This window comes from Pseudomonas sp. PB101 (assembly GCF_009764265.1).
GTDB lineage: Bacteria > Pseudomonadota > Gammaproteobacteria > Pseudomonadales > Pseudomonadaceae > Aquipseudomonas.
The window spans coordinates 18,867-44,267 of record NZ_RWIR01000039.1 but is presented as its reverse complement, the minus strand read 5'-3'; the positions used below and the strand labels follow the sequence as shown (position 1 = coordinate 44,267).

At 62.6% G+C, this 25,401-nt stretch carries 18 protein-coding genes; 11 read left to right on the top strand and 7 right to left on the bottom strand.

Annotation, left to right across the window (positions count from 1 at the left end; translation table 11 throughout):
* Nucleotides 1-416 precede the first annotated feature (416 nt).
* The 4 genes from EI969_RS12065 to EI969_RS12050 all read left to right on the top strand — a co-directional run bounded on the left by EI969_RS12065 (nt 417) and on the right by EI969_RS12050 (nt 6,490).
* Nucleotides 417-2,243 (top strand): DUF1302 domain-containing protein, encoded by a 1,827-nt coding sequence (locus EI969_RS12065; RefSeq protein ID WP_160388007.1) that lies wholly within the window; start codon nt 417-419, stop codon nt 2,241-2,243.
* 11 nt (nt 2,244-2,254) lie between these two features.
* Nucleotides 2,255-3,592: a DUF1329 domain-containing protein gene (locus tag EI969_RS12060; RefSeq protein WP_160388006.1), complete on the top strand. Its 1,338-nt coding sequence runs from the start codon at nt 2,255-2,257 to the stop codon at nt 3,590-3,592.
* A 160-nt stretch (nt 3,593-3,752) separates the two neighbouring features.
* Nucleotides 3,753-5,102 carry a DUF1254 domain-containing protein gene (locus tag EI969_RS12055; RefSeq protein ID WP_160388005.1) on the top strand — a complete coding sequence of 450 codons (1,350 nt, stop codon included), beginning with the start codon at nt 3,753-3,755 and terminating at the stop codon, nt 5,100-5,102.
* On the top strand, nt 5,099-6,490 hold the full coding sequence (locus tag EI969_RS12050; RefSeq protein WP_160388004.1) for a DUF1254 domain-containing protein: 1,392 nt from the start codon (nt 5,099-5,101) through the stop codon (nt 6,488-6,490). Before EI969_RS12055 ends, EI969_RS12050 begins: the two co-directional genes overlap by 4 nt.
* An 893-nt stretch (nt 6,491-7,383) precedes the next feature.
* Here EI969_RS12050 and EI969_RS12045 read toward each other — a convergent pair.
* Entirely contained in the window at nt 7,384-9,357 is a 1,974-nt protein-coding gene (locus EI969_RS12045; protein WP_160388003.1) for an alkyl/aryl-sulfatase, read from the bottom strand.
* A gap of 135 nt (nt 9,358-9,492) precedes the next feature.
* Here EI969_RS12045 and EI969_RS12040 point away from each other — a divergent pair, with 135 nt between their 5' ends.
* The 4 genes from EI969_RS12040 (at nt 9,493) to EI969_RS12025 (ending at nt 14,408) form a co-directional block, all read left to right on the top strand.
* A complete protein-coding gene (locus tag EI969_RS12040; RefSeq protein ID WP_160388002.1) occupies nt 9,493-10,161 on the top strand; it encodes an ABC transporter ATP-binding protein in 669 nt (222 codons plus the stop codon).
* A 1-nt stretch (nt 10,162) separates the two neighbouring features.
* On the top strand, nt 10,163-12,634 hold the full coding sequence (locus tag EI969_RS12035; protein ID WP_160388001.1) for an FtsX-like permease family protein: 2,472 nt from the start codon (nt 10,163-10,165) through the stop codon (nt 12,632-12,634).
* Nucleotides 12,624-13,697, top strand: coding sequence for a lipocalin-like domain-containing protein (locus EI969_RS12030; protein WP_160388000.1), 1,074 nt, complete (start codon nt 12,624-12,626; stop codon nt 13,695-13,697). The genes EI969_RS12035 and EI969_RS12030 overlap by 11 nt, the downstream gene beginning before the upstream one ends.
* Before the next feature lie 132 nt (nt 13,698-13,829).
* Entirely contained in the window at nt 13,830-14,408 is a 579-nt protein-coding gene (locus tag EI969_RS12025; RefSeq protein WP_160387999.1) for a hypothetical protein, read from the top strand.
* Between the two features lie 724 nt (nt 14,409-15,132).
* Here EI969_RS12025 and EI969_RS12020 read toward each other — a convergent pair.
* The 3 genes from EI969_RS12020 to EI969_RS12010 form a co-directional block, all read right to left on the bottom strand.
* On the bottom strand, nt 15,133-16,512 hold the full coding sequence (locus EI969_RS12020) for a VOC family protein (protein WP_160387998.1): 1,380 nt from the start codon (nt 16,510-16,512) through the stop codon (nt 15,133-15,135).
* A 110-nt stretch (nt 16,513-16,622) separates the two neighbouring features.
* Nucleotides 16,623-17,579 carry an alpha/beta fold hydrolase gene (locus EI969_RS12015; RefSeq protein ID WP_160387997.1) on the bottom strand — a complete coding sequence of 319 codons (957 nt, stop codon included), beginning with the start codon at nt 17,577-17,579 and terminating at the stop codon, nt 16,623-16,625.
* 22 nt (nt 17,580-17,601) lie between these two features.
* Complete coding sequence (locus EI969_RS12010) at nt 17,602-19,056, bottom strand: NAD(P)/FAD-dependent oxidoreductase (protein WP_160387996.1); 1,455 nt, start codon at nt 19,054-19,056, stop codon at nt 17,602-17,604.
* A 199-nt stretch (nt 19,057-19,255) separates the two neighbouring features.
* Between EI969_RS12010 and EI969_RS12005 the strand changes: the two genes are divergently transcribed.
* Nucleotides 19,256-20,359: a diguanylate cyclase gene (locus EI969_RS12005; RefSeq protein WP_160387995.1), complete on the top strand. Its 1,104-nt coding sequence runs from the start codon at nt 19,256-19,258 to the stop codon at nt 20,357-20,359.
* Between the two features lie 3 nt (nt 20,360-20,362).
* Here EI969_RS12005 and EI969_RS12000 read toward each other — a convergent pair whose 3' ends face one another.
* The 3 genes from EI969_RS12000 to EI969_RS11990 all read right to left on the bottom strand — a co-directional run bounded on the left by EI969_RS12000 (nt 20,363) and on the right by EI969_RS11990 (nt 23,481).
* Nucleotides 20,363-21,232: an oxaloacetate decarboxylase gene (locus tag EI969_RS12000; protein ID WP_160387994.1), complete on the bottom strand. Its 870-nt coding sequence runs from the start codon at nt 21,230-21,232 to the stop codon at nt 20,363-20,365.
* A 142-nt stretch (nt 21,233-21,374) separates the two neighbouring features.
* The gene (astA, locus tag EI969_RS11995; RefSeq protein ID WP_160387993.1) at nt 21,375-22,409 is read right to left on the bottom strand and encodes an arginine N-succinyltransferase; all 1,035 of its coding nucleotides are present in this window, start codon (nt 22,407-22,409) and stop codon (nt 21,375-21,377) included.
* A 55-nt stretch (nt 22,410-22,464) separates the two neighbouring features.
* Nucleotides 22,465-23,481 (bottom strand): arginine N-succinyltransferase, encoded by a 1,017-nt coding sequence (locus EI969_RS11990; protein WP_160387992.1) that lies wholly within the window; start codon nt 23,479-23,481, stop codon nt 22,465-22,467.
* Between the two features lie 533 nt (nt 23,482-24,014).
* Between EI969_RS11990 and EI969_RS11985 the strand changes: the two genes are divergently transcribed.
* Complete coding sequence (locus tag EI969_RS11985) at nt 24,015-24,581, top strand: histidine phosphatase family protein (RefSeq protein WP_160387991.1); 567 nt, start codon at nt 24,015-24,017, stop codon at nt 24,579-24,581.
* The gene (cobF, locus tag EI969_RS11980; RefSeq protein WP_160387990.1) at nt 24,581-25,336 is read left to right on the top strand and encodes a precorrin-6A synthase (deacetylating); all 756 of its coding nucleotides are present in this window, start codon (nt 24,581-24,583) and stop codon (nt 25,334-25,336) included. Before EI969_RS11985 ends, cobF begins: the two co-directional genes overlap by 1 nt.
* Nucleotides 25,337-25,401: the final 65 nt, after the last annotated feature.

Below are 25,401 nucleotides of genomic sequence, written 5' to 3'. Positions count from 1 at the left end.
TCTGCGCAGTGGGCAACCCGGCATGGATGCCGGGTTAGCCGCCCCCGGCCATGGATGGCCGATGGCGGCGGGCCCACGGAGCAGGACCGGAGCGAGGGAATGCCGAGCCTAGGCGAGGCACCGAACGCCAGGGGCAAGAGCCCTTTGGTTACTTTGGGCCGGGCCGCGCAGGCTTTTCCAAAGTGACCCGCCGTAAGGGCGGAACCATAAGCCGCCGTTACCGCAGCAATGGATATGTACACCCGCAAGCCAGCGTCGAATGACAGACCTTCGCGAGCAGGCTCGCTCCTACAGGTAGCCACAGCAGAAGCGCCCACAGATCCCCAATGATTATTTTTTGTCGGCCATCGCTTGCGTGTCATGACCGATAGTTGGGCACCGTGTCCGGGCTGAGCAAACCTGACCGGAGCCCAATAATGATAAAAAAACGCTCGGCCACAGCCGGAGTCCGCCAACGACTTCACCGGCTTGGCCATACTCGCCCGCAACCGCTTGCGCTGGCGATTCTTGCCGTACTCACGGGGCCGACCCATGCCACCACCTGGGACCTCAACGAAGACTGGAGCCTGTCGACCAAGACCAGCCTGAGCCTGGGCAGCAGCTGGTCGACGCAGAACCCCGACAAAAGCCTGATGACCCGCGCCAATGCCTTGCAGGCCCAGGGCGTGAATGCCAATGGCACCAGCGTCAGCGCCGACGACAATCGGCTGAATTTCGAGAAGGGCGACACCATCTCGCAGCTGTTCAAGGGGCTCACCGATGTCAGTCTCGATGGTCAGGGCCAGGGTGCGTTCCTGCGCTTCAAGTACTGGTACGACCATGCCTACGAAACCGGCAATGGCCGCTTCAAGGACTTCGACGATTCGGGCTGGAACGATCTGTCCAGGTTCAAGGGCTTCGAGGTGCTCGATGCGTACGTCTGGAAAGACTTCCAGCTGGCCGGGCATCCACTGAACGTGAAGGTCGGTAACCAGGTGTTGTCCTGGGGCGAGGCGCTGTTGATCCAGAACGGCATCAACGTGATCAACCCGCTGGACATCTCGGCGTTCAACCGTCCGGGCGTGGAGATCAAGGAAGGGCAGTTGCCGGTGGAGATGGTCTCCTTCAGCTTCGGCCTGACCGACACCACCAACCTCGAAGGTTTCTACCAGTACAACTGGCGCCCCAGCGTGCTCGACGGTTGCGGCACCTTTTTCGCCACCAGTGATGCGATCCAGCCCGGTTGCGGGCCGCTTTACCTGAGCCAGGTGCAGACCGATCAACAGATGCAGGCCGCCGGTTTGTACGCCACTTCGCGGGGCAACGAATCGCCGTCGGACAACGGCCAGTTCGGCTTTGCGTTGCGTCAGATGATTCCGGCGTTGAACGATGCCGAAGCGGCGTTCTACTACATCAACTATCACTCGCGCCTGCCGTACTTCACCATCGATGCCAGGAACACCGCCTTGCCCGGCACCTTCCCCGGTGGCATCCAGGGGCCGAGCTATGCGGCGGCCTTTCCGGAAAACATTCACCTGTACGGCATCAGCCTCAACGGTGTCGAGCCGGTTACCGGCATTTCCCTGGCCGGCGAGTTGAGCTACCGGCCGAACATGCCGCTTGGGATCAACGCACCCGACGTCAACGTCGCGGTGATTTCGGGTCCCGGGGGCAGTTCCTGGTTGCAGTTGCCGCCGGGCTTCAGCACCACCAATGGCAGCCAGTTCGATGCATGGGAGCGCAAGGGCGTCTGGCAGTTGACCGGCTCGGCCACCCAGGCCATCGACAACGTGCTGGGCGCCACGCGCCTGAGCCTGTTCGGTGAAGCCGGTGTGGTGCACATCGACGATCTCGGCGACGAGCGTCTGGGCCGTAACGCCGCGTTCGGCCGCAGCGCACCGCGCAACGGTACGCCGTGCAACACCGTGGCTTCCGGTGTGACCAACCAATACTGCACCGACAAGGGTTTTGCCACCGATTGGTCGTGGGGTTATCGCCTGCGCGCCAGCCTCGAATACAGCGACGTGTTGCCGGGCATCAACCTGATTCCGGCCGTCAACTGGCGGCATGACGTTTCGGGCTATTCCTACGATCCGCAAGGGCCGTTCCAGGAAGGCCAGCAAGCGTTGGGCTTGAGCCTGACCGGCGTCTACATGAACGACTACAGCGTGGAACTGGCCTACAACTCATTCTTCGGTTCTAACGACTACAGCACCCTCGACGACCGCGATTTCGCATCAGTCAGCTTCAAGGCAGACTTCTAAGGAGAACCGTTATGCGTATGCAATTGTGCGTGCTGGCCCTGGCCTGCACCGTCGGCCTGGCTCAGGCCAAAGGCACCGATTCGGCGGCCCTGGGCAAGACCCTGACCCCCATGGGTTCGGAAATGGCGGCCAATGCCGACGGCAGCATTCCGGCCTGGACCGGTGGTCTGGCGAGCAACGCCGGCACCGTCGACAGCAAGGGCGGCTACAGCGACCCGTATGCCGCCGAGAAACCGTTGTTCACCGTCACGGCGAAGAGCGTGGCGCAGTACGAGAAGTTTCTCAGCCCCGGGCAAGTCGCGCTGTTCAAGCGTTTTCCCGACACCTACAAGATGAACATCTACCCGAGCCATCGCAGCGCCAACCTGCCCAAGGATGTGCTGGCGGCGAGCCGCGACAACGTGGCCAAGACCAGCATGGCCGATGGTGGCAACGGCCTGCACGACTACGCCAGGGGTATTCCGTTTCCATTGCCCACCGAAGGCCTGGAGGTGATGTGGAACCACATGACCCGTTATCGCGGCGGCAGTTACGAGCGCATCAGCAGCTCGGCGCTGGTGCGTGAAAACGGCGCCACCAGCTACGTGCGCAACCAGTCCTTGATCAACTTCGCCGACACCGTCGGCGGGCTGGAACCCAACTCGAACATCCTGTTCATGTTCAAGAGCCGGGTGCTGGAACCGGCGCGCCTGTCCGGCGAGGCGGTGCTGGTGCATGAGCCGATCGACCAGGTCGCCGAGCCGCGTTCGGCCTGGCAATACCTGCCGGGGCAACGTCGCGTGCGTCGTGCGCCGATGATCGCCTACGACAACAGCGCCCGTTACAGCAACGGCCTGATCACCGCCGACAACATCGACGGCTACAACGGTGCACCGGACCGTTTCGACTGGAAACTGGTGGGCAAGCAAGAGCTGTTCATCCCCTACAACAGCTACAAGATCGGCAGCCGCGACCTCAAGTACGACACCGTGATCCAGCCCAACCACGTCAACCAGGACCTGGCCCGCTACGAGAAACACCGCGTGTGGGTGGTGGAGGCGACCCTCAAGCCGGGTGCCCGGCACATCTATGCCAAGCGCCGCTTCTATGTGGACGAGGACAGCTGGCAGATCGCGCAGTCGGACCAGTACGACAGCCGCGGTGAACTGTGGCGCAGCGGTGAACTGCACGCGATTCAACAGTACGACCACGGCTTCACCTACAACGTGCTGGAAACTTCATACGACCTGATTTCCGGGCGCTACTACGCCGGCGGCCTGGCCAACGAAGAGACCGAACCGATGCGCGTGGGCTTCGCCGCCAAGACCGACGACTACACCCCGTCGGACCTGCGGCGCTGGGCCAAGTAAATCGTATTGCAGCACCACCGCAAGTCCCTGTGGGAGCGGGCTTGCCCGCGATGTGGGAGTGTCAGTCGACGACATTGCTGTCTGACACACCGCCATCGCGGGCAAGCCCGCTCCCACAGGGGGTTGTGGTGCATTGTTGATTCCACAAAGGAGACCTACCGTGCGCCACTGGATATCCGCACTGGCCCTGGGCGCGAGCCTGGGCACTGTTCACGCCACAACCCTCGATCAATCCCAGGCGAAGGCGTTGGCGCAAGAGGCCTACGTGTTCGCCTTCGCCACCGTCGAACACGACAAGGTGCTCAGCGCCATCGCCGCGAAGCTGCCGTTCAACCGTCTCTACAGCGAACCGCGCCTGCTCGGCCCGCAAGACAACAAAGTGGTGTCGCCGAACAACGACACGTTCTACTCCCGTGCCTTGCTCGATCTGCGCAGCGAACCGATGGTGCTCGATGTGCCGGCCGTGCAAGGTCGCTACTACAGCTTCCAGCTGGTCGACATGCGCACCGACAACCTCGACTACATCGGCACCCGCGCCACGGGTGATCAGGCGGGGCGCTACCTGATTGCCGGTCCGGATTGGCGGGGTGAGGTACCGGCGGGCATCAGCGGCGTAATCCGCTCACCGAGCCGGTTGGTGTTCCTGCTGGGACGCACCGAGGTCAAGGGCGATGCCGACCAGAAGGACGCCGCCAACGTGCTGACCGGTTATGCATTGCAACCACTGTCCAAAGTCAGCGGCGGCGCGCCACCTGAACCGTCGGCAGCGCTGCAACTGCCAGCCTATGCGGACACCCGACAGGGGCCGGCGCAGACGCTGTTCAGCACCTTCAACGCGTTGGCGCCGCTGCACCAGTGGAGCGCCGGCGAGCAGGAAAAACTCGCCCGTTTCGCCGCCATCGGGGTGAAGCCGGGCGTTGCATTCCAGGCCCCGGCGGACTTGAGCGAAGCCGTCGCCGAGGGTGCCGAAGCCGGTCGCGAGCAGGTGCGCGCAGCCTCCAGCCAGCTGTCGGTGGAGCAGCAGGGCTGGCTCCCGTCGCCGGCCAACGTCGGCAAGTTTGGCGACGACGACCTGACCCGCGCTGCGGTCGCCTGGCGCTACATCTATGCCAACAACGCGGTGGAAGCGCTGTACCCGATGGCACTGCACGATGCAAAGGGGCAGATGCTCGACGGCCGGCACGCCTATCGCCTGCATTTCCCCGCCGGGCAATTGCCGCCGGTGAACGCGTTCTGGTCGCTGACCTTGTATGACGGCAAGACCCAGTTGCTCGCCGCCAACCCTATCCAGCGTTATGCCCTGGGTGATCGCAGCCCTGGTCTACAATACGATGCCGACGGCGGCCTGACCCTGATCCTGCAAGGCGAAACGCCCAAGGCTGCGCCGCAGGGCAACTGGCTGCCGACACCGCAAGGTCCGTTCAACCTGTTGCTGCGCCTGTACCTGCCCAAGGGCGGGGCATTGGACGGAAGTTATCAGTTGCCGACGATAACGAGGATCGAATCATGAACCTGATGTTCAGTCGCCGCCGGATGCTGGGCAGCATGGGGGTACTGGGAGCAAGCCTGATGTTGCCAGGCTGGTTGCTGGCCGCCGATGCCGATGCCGATGAGCTTCGGGCCATTGCGCGGCAGGCGTGGATCTACGCCTATCCGATGCTCATGCACTACCAGACCATGGAAAAACAGGCGCTCAACCCGGCTGCGCCGGAGTACGTCGGCGGCTTCAACCGCTTTCGTCATTACAGCGAGCTGTTCACCCCGGACAACCGCGACATCGTCACGCCGAACAACGACACGCCGTACTCCTGGGCCTGGCTCGACCTGCGCAGCGAACCCCAGGTGCTGAGCGTGCCGGCGGTCGATGACGAGCGCTATTACGTGCTTCAACTGGTCGACCAATACACCCACAACTTTGCCTATGTCGGCGTGCTCGGCACCGGGCGCGAAGCGGGCAATTACCTGATCGCCGGCCCCGATTGGCAAGGCCCGACACCGGACGGCGTCCAGGCGGTGCTGCGCAGTGAAACCGAAATCGTCATGGTGCTCGGAAGAACGGGCCTGAAAAACGCCGGGGACCTGCCGGCGGTGCGAGCCTTGCAGCAGCAATACGGGTTGCGTTCGTTGCATGAATACATCGGCAGTGCACCACCCGCAGCGGCACCGGTGATTGGCTGGCGCCCCTGGGACAGCAAGACCGGGTTGGGGTTGGAGTTCATTGCGGCGCTCAACCAGATCCTCAGCCTGTGCCCCACGCAACCTTCCGAACAAGCCTTGCGCGCACGCTTTGCACGAATCGGTATCGTGCCCGGCCAGGGTTTCGACCCGGCAACGTTGCCGCAAGCTACGCGCGAGGCACTGCTTGCCGGAATCCAGGAGGCCCAGGCGCAACTGCAAGCCGCGGTGAGCCAGGTACGCACCACCCTCGGCCTGTTCGGCACTCGCGCAGCGCTGAACGGCAACTACCTCAACCGCGCTGTCGCGGCGAGTGTCGGCATCTACGGCAACAGCGTGGAGGAGGCCTTCTACACCGGCACTCGCCTGGACAATCAGGGGCAACCCTTGCAGGGCGGGCGAAGCTATCGCCTGCGCTTCGCACCGGGTCAACTGCCGCCGGCCAGCGAGTTCTGGTCGCTGACCTTGTATGACCTGCCGGACCGGCAACTGGTGGCCAACCCGATCAATCGTTACTGCCTGAGCAGCCGGGATCAACTGCAGATGGACGCGGACGGCGGGATGACGTTGATCCTGCAGAATACCGCTCCAACTGCGCAGAGCAACTGGTTGCCGACACCTGCAAGCGGGGCGTTCAGCCTGGTCCTGCGCCTGTATGGACCTGGGCAGCAGGTGGTCAATCAGCGCTGGCAAATGCCGGTGGTTGAAGTGGTGTCTGCTTGAAGAGCATCGCGGGCAGGATTTGTGTCGGTCCAAGTCTTTGCGCACAACCGGGAACCTCGGGATCCTGTAGGAGCGAGCCTGCTCGCGAAGGTCTGTCATTCGACGCTGGCTTGCGGGTGTACATATCCATTGCTGCGGTAACGGCGGCTTATGGTTCCGCCCTTACGGCGGGTCACTTGGAAGAGCGGAACGCCGCCCGGCCCCAAGTAACCAAGGGCTCTTGCCCCTGGCGTTCGGTGCCTCGCCTAGGCTCGGCATTCCCTCGCTCCGGTCCTGCTCCGTGGGCCCGCCGCCATCGGCCATCCATGGCCGAGGGCGGCTAACCCGGCATCCATGCCGGGTTGCCCACTGCGCAGAACCTCCACTCGGCCTCTCGATGGGGCAAGAAGATCAAAAGCCAAATCAAAAGCCAAAGCGAGGCGACCTACCGGTCGGCCTATTTTTGGGGAGGGGCGCTCACCTTGATGTATTGGGGCGGCTGCCAGGCTGCCAGGCCGCCATCGCGAGCAAGTCGGATCGCCGCACCGTCGCTCCTACAGTGGTTCTGTGTCGGCCAAAATCTTTGTGCACAACCGGGACCCTGTGGGAGCGGGCTTGCCCGCGATGGCGGACTGTCAGTCAACGATGATGTTGAATCCGGCCGCCTTGCTTTTGCTTTTGATTTTCTTGCCCTATATCGAGATGCCGAGCGCAGGTTCTGCGCAGTGGGCACCCGCCGTAAGGGCGGAACCCTAGGTGGCCGTTACCGCAGGAATGGATATGTACACCCGCAAGCCAGCGTCGAATGACAGACCTTCGCGAGCAGGCTCGCTCCTACAGTGGTTCTGTGTCGTTCACAAATGCTGTGAACGGCATGGATTCCAGTGGGAGCGAGCCTGCTCGCGAAGACGGTATCAAGGCGTGACGATATTGAACTGCGGCGCAAACGTATCAAGGCTGCCCATCAGCTCCCCAAGCTTCTTGCCATTGCCTTGCAACTTGATCAGGCCTTTCTGGATCGCCGTCGGGATGTCCAGCTGCTTGAGGCTGATCTGCTCCAGCGTCGCCTTGCTCATGCTCACACCGGCATCCGCCTGAGCATTGAGCCCGGCACGGTGGGTCAGCACGCCATTGCGCAGGGTCAGGTTGAAGTCTTTGTTGAGGTCTTCGAAGGTCCAGTTCAAGGTCAGGTCATGACCCACGGCCTTTTCACTGTCCAGGCGCACCGCCAGGAAATCGAAGAACATCTCGGGGCTCATCGCCCGCACCATGTCCACCGACACCGAAGTGCCCGCATGAGGTGGCACGCCGTTGCGCAGTTCCATGGCGCCGGTCAGGTACATGTTGCGCCAGGTGGCGTTTTCACTTTGATAGCCCATTTGCTCCAGCGCCTCGGCCTGGGCTTTGCGCGCCTCGCCGTTGTCCGGGTTGGCGAACAGCACCTGATTGCCCAGTTGCGCGGCCCAGCGGTATTCGCCCTTGGCGATCGCCCCACGCATTTTTTCCAGCACCGCGGTTTCACCGCCCATGGCCTCGACCGTGTGCCGGGCCGTTTCTACCGGTGGCAGCGGATTGAGGTTGGCCGGGTTGCCGTCATAGAAACCCATGTAGCGCTGATACACCGCGCGGGTGTTGAAGCTCAGCGAGCCGTAGTAGCCACGGGTGTACCACTTCTGGTCGAGGCTGCCGGGCAGTTTCTTGATCGAGTCGGCGATTTCCAGCGGGGTCAGGCCCTGGTTCAGCAGGTGCAAGGTGCGGTCATTGAGGAAGGCGTACATGTCGCGCTGGTCGGCGAGGAAGGTGCGGATGCGTTCGCCGCCCCAGGTCGGCCAGTTGTGCTGGGCGAACAACACGTCGCTCTTGTCGCCGTAACGCGCCAGGCTGCTGTCCAGGTACTGCGCCCAGGCCTTGGCGTCGCGCACTTGCGCGCCGCGCGGGGTGAGGATGTTGTGCATCATTTGCGTGGCGTTTTCGGCCATGCACAAGGCGCGCAACTGCGGCAGGTACAGGTTCATTTCCGCCGGTGCCTCGGTGCCCGGGGTCAACTGGAATTCCACGTCGAGGCCGGCGATGGTGCGGGTTTCCAGTTCCTTGTCGATCAGGTCGGTGGGCGGGATCAGGGTGACGGTGCCGCCGCTCGGCGAGCTTTTGCCCAGGCCCGCGTCTACCTGGCCGTGATCGCCACGGGGCAGCAGGCTGCCGAACTGGAACTGCGCGCGGCGACTCATGGCGGTGCCGGCATAGACGTTCTCGCTCATCACGTGTTCCATGAACCCGGCGGGGGCGAACACCTTGACCTTGCCGGCCTTGACGTCGGCCTCGTCGATGACCCCGCGCACGCCGCCGAAGTGGTCGACGTGGGTGTGGCTGTAGATCACCGCCACCACCGGTTTGTGCGGACGATTCTGGTAGTACAGCTCCAGCGCCGCCTTGGCCGTTTCGGCCATGGTCAGCGGGTCGATGATGATCAGCCCGTCGTCGCCTTCGATGATGGTCATGTTCGCCAGGTCGAGGCCGCGCACCTGATACAAGCGTGGGCTGACTTCGAACAGACCGGCGTGGGCGTTGAGCTGGGCCAGGCGCCAGAGACTCGGGTTGACCGACTCCGGGGCCTGGTCCTTGCTGAGGAAATCGTAGGCCTGGATGTCCCAGATGACCTTGCCCGAGGCGTCCTTGACCTGGCCCTTGAACGGCGCGATCAGGCCCTTGCTGACCGACTCGTAGTCGGTGCGGTCGGTGAAGGGCAGTTGTTGCAACACGGCGGCGTTACTGGCCTTGGTCTGCGGGCTGACCGCGACCGGCGCATCGGCGGCGACCACCGTTTGTGCGAGGCAGGCAGTGATCAGGCAAGCGAGCAGCCCGCGAGGGCTGAGGGTGAAACGAGGCATGGCGTCTCCGTTTTTATCGTTATGGCTGGACCAGCCTCGAGGGTAGGGTGGTGGGGCGGCGGGGCGATGAGCGTCACCGGACAAAAACCATTCAGGGCCGCTATCCTTGGGCCTCGCATACCCGACAGGTGAGCCATGCTTGAAGTCCACGGCGTTTTCAAAAGCTACGCCACTGCGCAGGGGCCGCTGCCGGTGCTGCAAGGCGTCGACCTGACGCTCAGGCCCGGCAGCAGCCTGGCGCTGATGGGTGAGTCGGGCAGTGGCAAAAGCACCTTGCTGCACCTGATTGCCGGGCTGGACAGGATCGATCGCGGCAGCATCCACTGTGGCGAGCATCGCCTGGAACAGATGAATGAAGGACAACTGGCGCACTGGCGTCGTACGCAAATCGGCCTGGTGTTCCAGCAATTCAACCTGATCGGCAGCCTGCGGGTCGAAGACAACCTGGCGATTCAGGCACGGCTGGCGGGGCGTCATGACCCACGCTGGCAAGCACACCTGGTGCGGCGCCTGGGCCTGGGCGAGCTGCTGCGGCGCTACCCGGAGCAACTGTCCGGTGGCCAGCAACAACGGGTCGCACTGGGGCGGGCGCTGGCGTCGCGCCCGCCATTGCTGCTGGCCGACGAGCCCACCGGCAGCCTCGATGAAAGCACCGGCGCCGAGGTGCTGCAGTTATTGCTGGAGCTGCTCGACGACAGTCCCACCAGCCTGCTGATGGTCACCCACAGTCCCGGCGTGGCGGCGCGGCTGGCGGAAAAAGCCTTGCTCAGCGGCGGTCGACTGGCCTGTGCGGGCGAGCGCTGACATGCGCATTTTCGGCGAAACCCTGCGCGCGCTGCTCAGCCATTGGCGACAGCACCCGGTGCAGTTTTTCAGTGTGCTGACCGGGTTGTGGCTGGCCACCAGCCTGTTGACCGGCGTCCAGGCACTCAACAGCCAGGCGCGCGACAGTTACGCCCGCGCCAGTCAGTTGATCGGCGGCGAACCTCAGGCCAGCCTCGGCGCACCCGGTGGCGGCACCTTCGCGCAGCAATGGTTCATCGACCTGCGCCGCGCCGGCTGGCCCGTGTCACCGGTGCTGCAAGGCCGGATCACGCTCAAGGGCCATGAAGCGCAGCGCCTGCAGTTGATGGGCATCGAGCCGGTGTCGTTGCCGGCGGGCGCGGCGGTGGCCGGGCAGGCGCTGGCGATTGAACAGGTGGTCGACTTCTTCAGCCCGCCGGGCACCACCTGGATTTCGCCGCAGACCCTGCAGGCACTGGGTTTGCGTGAAGGTGACCGACCGTTGAACCTGGCCGGCGTGGCTCTGCCGCCGCTGCATGCGCAGGCTGACATGGCGCCCGGTGTGCTGCTGGTGGACATCGGTTTTGCCCAGCAGATGCTCGGCTTGCCGGAGCAACTGTCGCGGCTGCTGTTGCCGAAGGATTTCACCGCGCCGCTGCCGGAGGCGTTCAAGGGGCAGCTGCAACTCAAGAGCGCCGGTGAAGAAAGCAACCTGACGCGCCTGACCGAAAGCTTCCACCTGAACCTCGATGCCCTCGGGGTGCTGTCGTTCGTGGTCGGCCTGTTTATCGTGCACGCCGCCATCGGGCTGGCGCTGGAGCAGCGGCGAGGTTTGCTGCGGACCCTGCGAGCCTGCGGTGTGAGTGCGCGGATGCTGATCGCTTGCCTGGCCGTCGAACTGGCCGGGTTGGCCCTGCTCGGCGGGTTGGCCGGGGTGGTCAGCGGCTACCTGCTGGCCGGCGTGCTATTGCCGGATGTCGCCGCCAGCCTGCGTGGTTTGTATGGCGCCGAAGTGGCGGGGCAGTTGAGCCTCAGCCCCTTATGGTGGTTCAGCGGCATCGGCCTGAGCCTGATCGGCGCATTGCTGGCCGGTGCCAACAGCCTGCTGCGGGCGGCGCGCTTGCCATTGTTGGCGCTGGCCGACCCGCAGGCCTGGCATCAGGCCCATGCGCGCTGGTTGCGTCGACAGGGTTGGGTGGCGGCCATGGCCTTGGTGATCGCGCTGTTGGCATTGGGTTTCGGCGACAGCCTGATCAGTGGTTTCGTGTTGATGGCGGCGCTGTTGATCGGTGCCGCGCTGGCGTTGCCGGTGGTGCTCAGTGCGCTGCTCAGTCTGGCTTCGCAGCGCAGTCGCTCGGTGTTGGGCCAATGGTTTGTCGCCGATTGCCGCCAGCAACTGCCGGCGTTGAGCCTGGCCTTGATGGCGCTGCTGTTGGCCATGGCCGCGAACATCGGCGCCGGCAGCATGACCGCCGGGTTTCGCCAGACCTTCAGCGACTGGCTCGAACAACGGCTGACGGCCGAGCTTTACCTCAACCCGCAGAACCCGGCCCAGGCCAGGGAGCTGCAGAGTTGGCTCAACCAGCAGCCGCAACTGGCGGCGGTGCTGCCCAACTGGCAAGTATCGATCCAGTTGCAGGGCTGGCCGACGGACCTGTCCGGGATCATTGACCACCCGACCTATCGCCAGCACTGGCCGCTGCTCGAAGCCCTGGGTGACGACCCTTGGCAGCGCCTGGCCAAGGACGACGCGGTGATGCTCAGCGAACAACTGGCCCGGCGCCTGAAAGTGCAACTGGGCGATCACCTGACGCTGCCGACGCCCACCGGCCCATGGTCGCCACGGATCGTCGGGATCTACGCCGACTATGGCAATCCCAAGGGCCACATCCTGGTCAACATTCGCCACTTGCTGCGGGGCTGGCCGCAGCTGACACCGAGCCGTTTCAACCTGCGCATCGAACCGGCGTCGATCCCTGCGTTCGTGACGGCGTTGCAGACGCGTTTCAGCCTGGATGACAGCCGCATCGTCGACCAGGCGCGGCTCAAGGGCTGGTCCACGCAAGTCTTCGAACGCACCTTCGCCGCCACTGCCGCGCTCAACAGCCTGACGCTGTGCGTGGCCGGGGTGGCGCTGTTCATCAGCTTGCTGACGCAAAGCCAGAGCCGTCTCGGGCAACTGGCGCCGCTGTGGGCGCTGGGCGTGACGCGCCAGCAATTGATGCTGCTCAACCTCGGCCAAACCTGGTTGCTGGCGCTGCTGACCCTGGTGCTGGCGTTGCCCCTGGGCATCGCCTTGGCGTGGTGCCTGGACACGGTGATCAACGTCCAGGCCTTTGGCTGGCGTCTGCCGTTGCGGGTGTTTCCATGGCAACTGTTGCAGTTGATGGGGCTGGCGTTGCTGGCGACATTGCTGGCCTCGGCCTGGCCGTTGTACCGCCTGTACCGCACGCAACCGGCGGATTTGCTGCGGACATTCGCCCATGAAGATTAAGTTCGGCGTCTTGCTCCTGGCGTTGCTGGCGAGCGGTTGCGATCAACCGGCACCGGTCGAAAAGGGTTTTGCCGGGCTGGGCAACCAGGCCGCTGCGTTTACCCCGGTGGTGCCCGGTCGGGTGTTCGGCTTCCCGGCGGATCACGGCCCCCACGACGGCTTTCGCATCGAATGGTGGTACATCACGGCCAACCTGAAGGACGAGCAGGGGCAAGCGTTCGGCGCGCAATGGACCTTGTTCCGCAGCGCCTTGAAAGCCAGCCCCGAAGTGGCGGGCTGGCAGAACCAGACGATCTGGCTCGGCCACGCGGCGGTGACCTCGGCGACCGTGCATCACGCGGCCGAACGTTATGCCCGTGGCGGCGTCGGCCAGGCGGGCGTCAGCCTCACGCCGTTCAATGCGTGGATCGACGACTGGCAGCTGCGCAGCCAGGGGACTGCCGACGATCCGTTGGCCGACCTGCAACTCAGCGCCAGCGACCAGCGTTTCAGCTACCGGCTACGGTTGATCCCGACAGGGCCGCTGGTGCTGCAAGGGGACAAGGGCTTCAGCCAGAAATCCGAGCAGGGTCAGGCTTCCTACTACTACAGCCAGCCGTTTTTCCAGGCCAGCGGCACCTTGACCATCGACGGCCAGGCTTTTGCGGTCAGTGGCCCGGCCTGGCTCGACCGCGAATGGAGCAGCCAGCCCCTGACGGCCAACCAGAGCGGCTGGGACTGGTTCTCCCTGCACCTGGACAGCGGCGAACAGGTGATGCTGTATCGCATGCGGCAAAAGGACGGCGAGCCGTACCTCACCGGCACCTGGATCGACGCTCGGGGCCAGACGCAATTGCTCGATGCCAGCGATATCAGCCTCACCCCGCAAGACACCGCCCGCGTGGCCGGCCGCGAGATGCCCGTGCGCTGGTCGATAAAGATCCCCGCCAGACATCTCGATATCGTCATCACCGCGCTCAATCCCCAGGCCTGGATGGATTTGCGCATTCCCTATTGGGAAGGCCCGGTGCGCCTCAGTGGCAGCCATGCAGGGCAGGGTTATCTGGAAATGACCGGGTACTAGGCGCTCGTGCAAGGAAAATCACCGCTGCGGCGCGACCACTCGCAGAACAGCGTCTATGCTCACTCGCACACATGGCGTTGAACCCGGTTTCAACGTCGTCTGTTGCCATCTATCACAGGGAATGTTCTGCCTATGAAACGCCACGCACTGACCAAAGCCATCACCCTCGCTACCCTGCTGTCTGCCGCCAGTTTTGGCGCGGTTGCCGCCGATATTCCGTTGTCCGAAGTCGTTGTGGCTGATCAGGTCTCCACCAAAGTCGTTTCGGTTGATGCCGCGAACCATTCCGTGGTTCTTAAAGGCCCGCAGGGTAATGAGTTCCCGGTGCAATTGACCGACAAGGCGAAAAACCTCGATAACCTCAAGGCTGGCGATACGGTCGACATCACGGTCACCAGCGCCGTTGCCGCCTACCTCGACACCGATGTCGACAAAGGCCTGCCCGGCACCGCCGAAGCCACCGGTGAAATCCGCGCGGCGCCAGGTAGCGCCAATCCTGGCGGCGAAGCTTATCGCCAGGTGAAAGTGCAACTGAAAATCACCGGCATTGACCTGAAGAAAAACCAGGTGACCTTCGAAAACCCGGAAGGCAAGTCCAAGACCGTCGACGTCAAGCGACCGGAAGTCCAGGCCAAACTCAAGGACTTGAAAGTCGGGCAAAGCGTCAACGTGGTTTACACCGACATATTGACCGTGACCAGCAAGCACTGAGATTGAATGCTGGCGTTATACGGGTTGATTGTTTTTGTGCAAGTTCTGTACAGGAATAATCAACCCATTTGGTCTGGATAGTTGGTTTTACTGCCCGGTTGCATAATATTTAAGTCGACATTTTATTAAATATTGTGTCGATAAATTTCATCTTTGCAATGCGGACATAGTAATTCTCTTCTACTAGAATACTTTCCGTTCGCCCAGTGTTACGGCTCTTTACCAGTGCATGGATTGCCGAGGCCACTGCACTGGGCGAACACTTTGATTTGCTGTATTGAAAGTTTCGAATATAAAAAACGGGCGACCTGCAGGTCGCCCTTTTTTTTGGGGCTTTCACTGGCTTGGAGATCACTTCATTTTCAACGTGGGCACGGTCCCATGTAGGAGCCGGCTTGCTGGCGATGGTCGTTAACGATAACGCGTATGAACCGGATAAACGCGGCGCACTTGAGTCCATCGCCAGCAAGCCGGCTCCTACAGGTCTTGTGAGCGACACCCGCCCGTAGGAGCGAGCCTGCTCGCGATGGTCGTTAACGATAACGCGTATGAACTGGATAAACGCGGCGCACTTGAGTCCATCGCCGGCAAGCCGGCTCCTACAGGTCTTGTGAGCGACACCCGCCCTTTGTAGGAGCGAGCCTGCTCGCGATGGTCGTTAACGATAACGCGTATGAACTGGTTAAACGCGGCGCACTTGAGTCCATCGCCGGCAAGCCGGCTCCTACAGGCCCAAAGCAGCGAAACACTGTTCAATCGAACGCTGCTGGCTCTGGGCATATAAGCCCAACTCATCGATGGTCGAACGCCCCAGGGCCTTTTCGAATGCCTGTTGATTGGAATGCACGCCGTAACGGGTTTGCGCCGCGTCCCCCAGGTTTGACTGAAAAATCCCCGCCGCGCTGACCGGCAGGAAGTCTTCGTACACCAGCGGTTCAACCCGCAGATAACCAGCGTTGACCAGCTCTTCCAGGGCAGCGCTTTTCAGGTCGCCCGCCGCCAGGCCTTTTTCCGTCACGAAGTAGCGAAAGTAAGCCAGGTCCTGTTGGCGCATGCCTTCCCAGGTGTCAGGGAATTCGTTGAAGTGCTGCGCCATGAGCGCGTTGTAACGGGCGGCGTTGGCTTCGTTGGGGAAGTCCTTGAGTTCGTCCCGCGCGGCATTCAGCAGGCGGTCGTACAGGGCGCGACCTTTGGGCGTGAGGGCGGCACCGCGCTGTTCGATCTCGCCGAAGCGGGCACTGTGGCTGCCGCGAGCCTCGTGTTGATCGCTGAACGCAATCGGCTCGTCCAGGGCCTTGAAACTGGTCTGGCGCAGCAGGATCGGGCACTGCCGGCGGGGCGGGCCTTCGATCACCGCTTTGGGGGTGATGCCGTGGGCCGGCATTTGCGCCTGGACGATGTCGATGTCCAGGGTTCGCGGTGTCAGGTGGTTGATGTGCGGGCCCCTGAATGCCACCACGTCGGCGATCAGCCGATGCTGGGCGCTGAGCTGTTGATACTGCTCGGCGGTGACGGTGGCGCTGTGGTGCCAGCGAAAGGTCTCCAGGGCCTGTTCGACGAATTCCAGGGCTTGCTGCTCGGTCAGGCCACCTTGGCTTTCAGCGCGGTCGATGAGGGTCAGGGCCAGGGGCGTGAAGATCGCGCGCCGCTCGAGCACCGACTCGGCAAACGCTCGCAGCTGCGGGTCTTCGATCAACTCCAGGCGCAACAGCGAGGTGAACACCCGGAACGGACTGACCTGCAACGATGCTTCGTGCACTGCGCGAAAAGCCGTGGAATGCACGGGTACGCCGGCCGGTGTCAGGTCGTAGTAACCCACCGGTTGCATGCCCATCACCGCGAACAGGCGAGCGAGGGTCGCCAGTTCATCGGCCGTACCGACGCGGATCGCGCCGTGACGCTCCAGGTCCAGGCGCTCGATTTCCCCGGTGCTCGCGAGCTGCTGCAGGACCTGCCGATCGCTGTCGAGCACGTGACGGTTGGTCTGCTCCACCAGCTCCATCAGCGCGCCATACAACGGCACTTCCTCGCGGTACATGTCGGACATCGCTTTGGAGAAGCGTTGGCGGATCAGGTCAGGGCTGACGAAGTTCGGCTGGTTCATGAACAGGATTCCTGGCGCGGTGACGTAAAGGATGGACGAAAGATCGCAGCCTTCAGCGACGCCGACAAACGAAGTTTCTGACGAACTTCATTCTGCAAAGTCATGGATGCCTAGTGCAGTCGTTGATCCTGTGGGCTCTCCGATCGCAGTGATGCCAAAAACTCGCGATACAGGCGCGCCGAACCGGTCGGCGCCTCCACCATGGGCATGTGCCCGATGGCGTCCCAGATATGCACCCGCAGGTCGGCGATACCCTTGCTCCACACCGCCACGCTGCTGACATCGATCAGCCGGTCCTTGCGCCCCCACAGCAACAGCGCCGGGGCCATGATGTCGGGCAGGTGCGGCTCCATCGGCGGGCTGGCGCGGAAATCGCGGAAGATTTCTTCCAGCTCGTCGCGGGACTGTTCATAGCGCTGGGCCACGGCATCGAGCACCAGCTTGGGTACCCAGGGCGGCGAAGCCATGGTCATGGCGTAGAAACGCTTGAACTCTTCGCGCGAGTGAATCAGGAAGGGATTGTGGCCCTTGGCCAGATGCCGCTCCAGGTCGCTGGGTTCGGGCGCGGTGACCCCGGCCGGGTCGATCAGCGCCACGGACACGATGCGTTCCGGGTAATTGGCCGCGAGCCATGCCGCCATGTAGCCGCCCATGGAATTGCCGATGACATGGACTTTCTCGACGCCGCACACGTCCAGCAGCTGGATCATGCGCTTGGCCTGCAACGGGATGTCGTAGCCGCCACCGGCCTTGAAGCCGGTTTCGCCATGGCCGGCGATGTCCGGGATGATCACCCGATGGCTGCCGACAAAATGCCGGGCGAAACGCAGCCAGAGATTCTTGTCGGCGCTGAAGCCATGCAGCATCAGCACACTGCTGGTGGCTTCGTAGGGCCCGCCTTGCCAGGTCGAGACGGTCATCTCGGGGATGGGCACGACGATTTTGTGCAGCCGGTACAGCTTGGCCTCGGCCGCCATGTTCAGGTCATAGAGCCAGTAGCCGACGGCCGGGTAGGTCAGCCAGCTCCAGGCGACGAAAACTGCGAGAACGACGAACAACAAAAGCATCACGCGTCTCCCTTCTATCTGTTCAGGACAAAATGTGATCGGCGGGTTTCAGCGCTCGGGTCAAGCGATGAAAGCTGAAACTGAACCCCGGAAACATCGCAATCACATGACCGCTCTTGCTTTGATACCAACTGTGGCAACCACCGGACTTCCACACGGTACGTTCCATTTCCCGGTGGATCATTTCAGTGTAGGTACGTTCCGCTTCATGGCGAACTTCGATGCTGCGCAAACCTTGAGTCTGCAAGGTGCGAATGCAGTCGAGGATGTAATTCATCTGCGATTCGATGATGAACAGCGCCGAGGTGTGGCCGATGCCGGTGTTCGGCCCGGTGACGATGAACAGGTTGGGAAAGTCGGGCAGGGCGGTGCCGAGGTAGGCCCGCGGGTATTGTGCCCAGACTTCCCTGAGACGGGTGCCGTTCCTGCCCGTCACCGGGTAGGAAATCACCCCGTCGGTGGCGTCGTAGCCGGTGGACCAGACGATCAGGTCCAGGTCGATGTGTTGGCCGTCGAGGGTGACGATGCCGGTTTCGTCGATGGACGCGATGCCCTGCTCGCGGCTGTGCAATGTCACGTTGCGGCGGGCCAGTGCCGGGTACAGCGTGCTGGACAGGATCACCCGTTTGCAGCCGATGGTGTAGTCCGGCGTGAGCTTGCGCCGCAGCTCGGCGTCCGGCACCTGGCGCTTGAGAAAACGCAGGGCCTGGCGCTGGACCATCTGCACCGCCGGCTTCGAATACTTGAAGGCGATCACCCGGGTTTCGAACTGCCAGTAGATGCCCCAGCGCAGCAGCTTGTAGGCCGGCTTGAGCCCCAGCAGCCAGCGCTGGAAGCGGCCAAAGCGGCGATCAGTCCGGGGCAGCACCCAGTGCGGCGTGCGCTGGAACACATGCAAGTGCCCGACATCCGCGGCAATCGCCGGAATCACCTGGGCCGCGCTGGCGCCGCTGCCGACGATGGCCACGCGTTTGTGCCGGTAGTCATAGCCGTGATCCCAGTTGTTGGTGTGGAACGTCTTTCCGCCAAAGCGTTCCTGTCCCTCGAAGTGCGGCACCACCGGCTGGCTCAGCGGCCCGGTCGCATTTATCAGGAACTGCGCGCTGAACGTGCCCTTGCCGGCGGTGTATACGGTCCAGCGCTTGGCGGTGTCGTCCCATTCGATGCGCTTGACATTCGCGTCCAGCTCCACCTTGTCGCGCAGGCCGAAGTGTTCCACCACGTGGCGGGTGTAGCGGTGCAGTTCGGCCTGTTCGGCGAACATTTGCGTCCAGCGATACGGGGCGAAAGACAAGGAGTACAACGGCGAGGGAACGTCGACTGCCGCGCCGGGGTAGGTGTTCTGGCACCAGGTGCCGCCGAAGAAATCCCGGCGTTCGAGCAGGCGGAAATCGTCGATGCCGGCCTTGAGCAAATTGATTGCAGCACATTGGCCGCCAAACCCGCTGCCGATGATCAATACTTGAAAGGTCTGCATGGGCCTCCTCTTATGGTTATCGATCAACCCCTTCTTTCATGTATAGCCGTTTCTGGAGACGAGGCTTTTGCTTTTATGCACGCGTGATGTCGCGATATTCAGCCCGCCAGCCGGTGATGGCTATTTAAGATCGCCCTGATAGACTCCAACGCAAAGGCTCAGGCTGTAATCGCATTTCGTCGAGTGGCACAGAGGCCCTATGGTAAAGACGGGAGGAAAAGGATTTTCATTGGCCAAGAGGCTCTATACATCGCGAATCCTCGGGGTGGCCCTGGGATTGGTGTGCGTGAGCGCGGCGATGTATCCACTCGATCCGGCGCCATGGGTCTGGGGATTCATGTGGTTCAACGGCCTGATCTGGCCGCACCTGGCGTATCAATTGGCGCGCCGGGCGAAAAAGCCTTATCACGCCGAACACCGCAATCTGTTGCTCGATGCCTTTCTCGGCGGCTTCTGGATTGCCGCGATGCATTTCAATCCGCTGCCCAGTGCGACCACCATTTCCATGATGGCCATGAACAACGTGGCCATCGGCGGCATGCGCTTCCTGTTGGCCGGGACGGCCGCGCAATTGCTGGGCGTCGGTGTCGGTCTACAGCTTTTCGCCCCGGCATTCATTCCCGCCACCAGCCCGCTGCAGCTCTATGCCTGTTTGCCCTTGCTGTGCCTGTACCCGTTGGCGCTGGGCTGGATCTGCTTTCGCCAGGCCCATACCCTCGGCCGTCAGAAACGTGAACTGCTGGCACTGAGCCGCACCGACAGCCTGACGGGCCTGCTCAACCATGGCACCTGGAAAGACCAGCTGGAGGTCGAGTTCCAGCGTTGCAAGCGCCAACAGAAAGGCGGGGCGATCGCCCTGATCGACATCGACCATTTCAAGGCCATCAACGACACCTACGGCCATGTTGCCGGCGATATCGTCTTGCGTCAGCTGAGCAAAATGCTCAAGCAGAACCTGCGCGCGACCGATGTGGCAGGGCGCTACGGCGGTGACGAGTTCTGCGTGATCCTGCCGGACCTGCCCCTGAACCGCGCCGCCGTGGTCATGGATGCACTGCGTGATCGCTTCGCCACCTTGGGTTACGAGCAGAATCCGGCGCTCAAAGTCAGCCTGAGCATTGGCCTGGCCTCATTCAACCCGGCCCACACCGATGCGACGCTTTGGCTCAACGACGCCGATCATGCGCTATACGAAGCCAAGACCACCGGGCGCAACCGGGTGATCTGTTGCGGCAATGGCAAACCCTGTGGGAGCGGGCTGGCCCGCGAAGGGGCCAGCACATTCAACATCAATGACGCCTGACCCTCACTCCTTCACGCTCATGAATTCTTCCGCGTAGCGGATGTATTCCTCCGGCTGCGTGTAGGTGTGGGTCAGCTCGGTCGCGCTCAGGTCCGACGTCTGGGTGAGGATCTGGCGTTGCTCGCGCAGGCTGTCGTAGGTCGCCTTGATCGCGGCGAAGTACGCGCCATGGCCGTCGATGGTCACGCGCACGCCCAGTTCAGCCAGGCGCTTGTCGTCACGCAGCAGCGGGTTGCCGTAGGTCACCAGCATCAGTGGCACGCTCAGGTGCTCGGCGATCTGCTCCAGATGGTCGAAGTCCTTGACGCCCACCATGCAGATGCCGTCGGCGCCGGCTTGCTGGTATTGGCGGGTGCGACTGATGATTTCCTGCACCGGCAGAATTCCCGCGTGGGTGCGGGCGATGATCGCCATTTCCTTGTCGCAGCGGGCTTCGAGTGCCGCGCGGATCTTGCCGACGCCTTCGGCGACCGTGATCAGGTCGGTGGATTTACGGCCGAACTGCGCGGGCAGAAGGGTGTCTTCGATGGTCAGCGCGGCGACGCCGGCGCGTTCCAGTTCGACGATGGTGCGCATGACGTTGAGCGCGTTGCCGTAGCCGTGGTCGGCGTCGGCGATCACCGGCAACTGGGCGACACGGCCGATGCGCGTGGCCTGTTCGGCGAATTCGCTGAGGGTGATCAGGGCAAAGTCGGGAGCGCCCAGCACCTGCAGCGAGGCGACCGAACCGCCAAGGATCCCGACTTCGAAGCCCAGGTCGGCGGCGATGCGCGCCGACATCGGGTCGAACACCGAGGCCGTGTGATAGCAGGCGTCAGAGGCGAACAGTTGGCGAAAATTGCGGCGCAAATCTTGATGGGAAAGCCTGGACATATGAGTTCCACCAATGGAATGGAAGGGCTTGAGCAAAAGTGTCAACGCCGAAGGAATAAAAGGCTATCACGCGCGCGGCGGGAGAATGATGACGAATTTGCTGGGTTAGGCCGATTGACGTCGCAACAATGGACCTGCCAGGTCACGCCGCCACGGCCTGTTGCCGCCGATTGAGCAGCGTCACGGCGCGAACCAGGTCGCCGGGTTGCAGCTGCAAGCGCTTGGCGGTCAGGCGATCGACCACCAGGCAGTTGCCCACCTGTCGGGCCGGGGCACAGGTAATGCGGCAGTTTTCCAGGCGGCGATTGTGAATCAGCCAGAGCGGATCGTCAGCGTCCGCCGAGCCAATGGCCAGTAGCAGCGCCTGGCTGTCGCGCACGGTGCGGATATCGCTGACCGGGGCTTCAATGACCGGCCCGCCGTCGAAGATATCGATGTAGCCCTGATGGGCAAAACCTTCGGCGCTGAGGATTTTCCGGGCCGGTTCGGTATTGGGGTGGGCCTTGCCGATCACCGCCTGCGCCTGTTCGGTCAGCAGGCAGGTGTACAGCGGCTGGCGCGGCATCAGTTCGGCGATGAAGGATTTGCTGCCCAGCCCGGACAAGTGATCGGCGTGGCAAAAGTCCATCTTGTAAAAATGCCGGCCGAGGCTGTCCCAGAACGGCGAGCCACCTCGTTCGTCGGCACGGCCGCGCAGTTCGGCAATGAGCCGGCTGCCGAACAGCTGGGTAAACTCGGCCACAAACAACAAGCGCCCGAGGGAAAGCAAACGGCCGTTGCTGCCCTGGCGCTGATCGGGGCGCAGGTACAACGAGCAGACTTCCGATTGCCCGGTCAATTCATTGCTCGGGAACAGGGTCTGGATCTGGCGCTGGATACCCAGGTCCGCGCAAGCGCTGACCGTCAGGCCCACCCGGTAGTTGTACCAGGGCTCGCGCAGGCCGACGCCACCCTTGAGGGCGCTGACGCCCACCACTTGCTGGTCATCGTCCTCGAGCACGAACAGATAATCGGCATCGGCCCGATCGACCTGTCCGGCGAAGGCGCGTTGGGCCCAGCGGATCCGGTAGGCCAGGTGTTCCTCGTCGGCCGGCAGGCTGGTGAGTCCGGGACTGGCCTGACGTGCCAGCGTGAACAAGGCGGGCAGGTCGGTGATCTGGACCGGACGGACAATCATGCGGCTGTTCCTTGTTCGCGCGTGTTCGGGCGTTGGCGTTGACGGCGGCGTGCATTCACAGAGCGATCAGCCTGATCGGGCTGCCTTCGGTGACCTTCAGCGCCTTGCACATGACTGCGTCCAGGGTCACCGGTTGCCCGGCGATGTAATCAAGATCGGCGACGATGGCCCGATAATCCTCCAGGCACTCGTTGCTCACCAGATAGCTGCCCCGGGCATCGATCACCGCGCCAGTGCGCGTGACGGCGCACTGGCTGTGGGCGATTGAACGAATGGCCGATGTGCGTGCATACAGCGTCGGCCCGCCATCGAACAGGTCGATGTAGCTGTTGGTTTCGAAGCCTTCACGTTCAAGGATGTCGAAGGCTTCCTGGCCGTCGGGATGGATGCTGCCGATGCAGTCCTGTGCCGCCTGCGGCAGCATCGGCACGTAGATCGGATACTGCGGCATCAGTTCGGCGAGAAAGGTGCGGCTCTGCAGGCCACACAACCGTTCGGCCTCGACGTAGGGCAGGTCGAAGAAATGCTTGCCCACGGCATCCCAAAAGGGTGAGTGGCCTTCGTCACTGCTGTAACCGACGATCTCGGTGATCAGTGTTTCGGAGAAGCGCCGGGCGTGGGCGGCGATGAACAACAGGCGCGCCCGCGACAGCAGTTCGGAATGCGCGCTGCGTACATGCGCGGCATCGATATGGAAACCGCGCAGCAGGGTATGGCCGTTGAGGTCGTGGCACAACGACAAGGCCGGTACACCGTGCTCGATGTTCAGTTCCCTGGAGGCACTGGTGAAGTGGCGGTTGCGCAGGCTGTAGAACGGCTCGCTGTGCCCGGCCGTGGCGAGGATCTCCGAACATCCGACCAGTTGTTGCGTGGTCAGGTCTTCGAGCACAAAAAAATAGTTTTCCGGGCCATGGGCCTCGACGTTCTTCTCGAACGAGGCTCGGGAATCGAGGATCTTTTCGCGCAACCGTTCGCTGTCGTCGGGCAGGGAGGTGACGCCCACGAGGCTTTCACGAGCGAGCTTCTGCAACTGGGGCAGGTCGGCTGACTCGACTGGACGCAAGACCAGCATGGAGACACTCCTGTATCAAACGATCCGGCGTTTTGTGCCGAACCTGACTATCACTGTCGGTTTTTTCCACACATGAATCGGTGGTCGTCTGATCGTTGCCAGGCGCCACTCTTTTTCTATTCAGATGCTGCTTGTGCTGGACCGCATTAAACGGGGAGCGGACGGTTCGGCCGAAGGCGATGCCTGGCCAGGTGCATTGATCGGGTGTTGGGGAAAGGGCATCCGGGCTCCTGCTGGATGAGTGTGGTACATGCTTCAACAATCCGTTGAAAGAAGTATTTAATTATCGCGCACTGCCTGTCTAGTTAATTTTTGCGAGCTTGGGACGTGCCCAAAAATGGGGCGAAAGGTCTATGGAAAGGGCCTACGCCGATCTCGCAAAAGCGTGTAGGTCATTGCCCGGTTTGCCGTCAGCGATATCAGAAAATCTACCGGGAAACTAAACGCCCCCGGACCCTGCTTTCTTGCGGCACAATTGCGTCATGGCGTTCACCTGACGCTGTCGTTCCTTTCCATTCATAGAGTGATTGCCGGTGCAGGCGACCCGTTTAACCCTGATTTGCCACGCTCGAACCGTCGCCTGGAAATTGGCGCGATTTGCCTTGGACGAACCTCTGGAAATGGATTGGCAAGCGCACAGGCTTTCCCGTTGCAAGCAGTTCAAGGGGACTCCCCGGCTTGTTTGTGGTCCGGAGTTGCGCACCCGGCAAACCGCCGAACTGTTCGGCAGCGCGCCGCAGATTGTCGATGCGCTGAAGGACTGCGACTTCGGACGATGGGCCGGTGTGCGCATCAACGAGCTGCAAAAGACCCAGGCCGAGGAGCTCCAGCATTGGATGGCGGATCCGGCTTCGGCACCCCACGGTGGCGAGTCGGTGCTGCAACTCGAGGAACGGCTGGGCGCGTGGCTGACAACGTTGCAGCCGGGGCACATCGTTGCCATCACCCATCCCTTTGTCATCCGTGCCGCGCTGACGCACGTGTTGCAGGGCGCATCGTCCAGCCTGATCGACGTCGAGCCCCTGGCAACGGTCGAGTTGAGTTTCCATGGCCGCTGGCGGCTGCGCTTGCCGGGCACCGACTTTGAGGAGCCGCTGTGATGAAAAAACTCCTGGTCATCGGCATCGGTGCCGGCAATCCCGACTACATCACGATGCAAGCGGTGAAGGCGCTGAATCGGGTCGACGTGTTTTTTCTCATGGACAAGGGCGAGAGCAAGGACAAGCTCATCGAACTGCGGCGCGAAATCTGCGAACGCTACATCACCGACCCCGCTTACCGTTTTGTCGAAGCCCACAGCCCGGAGCGCGAGCGCGGTGAGGTGGACTACAGGAGCAGTGTCGACGACTTGAACCTGGCCAGGCAGCAGACCTTCGAACGGCTGATCAACGAGGAACTGTCCGACGGCCAGTGTGGTGGTTTTCTGGTATGGGGCGACCCCGCGCTGTACGACAGCACCCTTCGCATTCTTCAGGCGATCCAGGCCTCGGGCGCCTGCGCGTTCGAGTTCGAGGTCATCCCCGGCATTACCTGCGTCCAGGCCTTGGCGGCACAACACAAGGTGCCGCTCAACCAGATCGGCCGTTCCGTTGAAATCACCACGGGCCGGCGTCTGGCGGCGGGGCAGGTGAGCGATGCCGACAGCCTGGTGGTGATGCTCGATGCGCAGGATGCCTACCGTCAGGTGGTGGATCAGGACACCGAGATTTACTGGGGGGCCTACCTGGGGACGGCGGATGAAATCCTCATCAGCGGCAAGCTCAGGGATGTGGCGGATGACATCGAACGGGTGCGCAAGGCGGCGCGGCTGGCCAATGGCTGGATCATGGATACCTATCTATTGCGCAAGCCGTGATCAATCGGTGACCGGGCTGACGCCATCGCTGGCAAGCCAGCTCCCACAGGACTTACGCGAACCCT

Bases quoted from the DNA above. Each gene is read 5' to 3' on its own strand.
- EI969_RS12050 (WP_160388004.1), top strand. From the start codon at position 5,099: ATGAACCTGATGTTCAGTCGCCGCCGGATGCTGGGCAGCATGGGGGTA.
- EI969_RS12025 (WP_160387999.1), top strand. From the start codon at position 13,830: ATGAAACGCCACGCACTGACCAAAGCCATCACCCTCGCTACCCTGCTG.
- EI969_RS12060 (WP_160388006.1), top strand. From the start codon at position 2,255: ATGCGTATGCAATTGTGCGTGCTGGCCCTGGCCTGCACCGTCGGCCTG.
- EI969_RS12040 (WP_160388002.1), top strand. From the start codon at position 9,493: ATGCTTGAAGTCCACGGCGTTTTCAAAAGCTACGCCACTGCGCAGGGG.
- EI969_RS12020 (WP_160387998.1), bottom strand. From the start codon at position 16,512: ATGAACCAGCCGAACTTCGTCAGCCCTGACCTGATCCGCCAACGCTTC.
- EI969_RS12045 (WP_160388003.1), bottom strand. From the start codon at position 9,357: ATGCCTCGTTTCACCCTCAGCCCTCGCGGGCTGCTCGCTTGCCTGATC.
- EI969_RS12035 (WP_160388001.1), top strand. From the start codon at position 10,163: ATGCGCATTTTCGGCGAAACCCTGCGCGCGCTGCTCAGCCATTGGCGA.
- EI969_RS12000 (WP_160387994.1), bottom strand. From the start codon at position 21,232: ATGTCCAGGCTTTCCCATCAAGATTTGCGCCGCAATTTTCGCCAACTG.
- EI969_RS12065 (WP_160388007.1), top strand. From the start codon at position 417: ATGATAAAAAAACGCTCGGCCACAGCCGGAGTCCGCCAACGACTTCAC.
- cobF (WP_160387990.1), top strand. From the start codon at position 24,581: ATGAAAAAACTCCTGGTCATCGGCATCGGTGCCGGCAATCCCGACTAC.
- EI969_RS11990 (WP_160387992.1), bottom strand. From the start codon at position 23,481: ATGCTGGTCTTGCGTCCAGTCGAGTCAGCCGACCTGCCCCAGTTGCAG.
- EI969_RS12005 (WP_160387995.1), top strand. From the start codon at position 19,256: ATGGTAAAGACGGGAGGAAAAGGATTTTCATTGGCCAAGAGGCTCTAT.
- EI969_RS12015 (WP_160387997.1), bottom strand. From the start codon at position 17,579: ATGCTTTTGTTGTTCGTCGTTCTCGCAGTTTTCGTCGCCTGGAGCTGG.
- astA (WP_160387993.1), bottom strand. From the start codon at position 22,409: ATGATTGTCCGTCCGGTCCAGATCACCGACCTGCCCGCCTTGTTCACG.
- EI969_RS12030 (WP_160388000.1), top strand. From the start codon at position 12,624: ATGAAGATTAAGTTCGGCGTCTTGCTCCTGGCGTTGCTGGCGAGCGGT.
- EI969_RS12010 (WP_160387996.1), bottom strand. From the start codon at position 19,056: ATGCAGACCTTTCAAGTATTGATCATCGGCAGCGGGTTTGGCGGCCAA.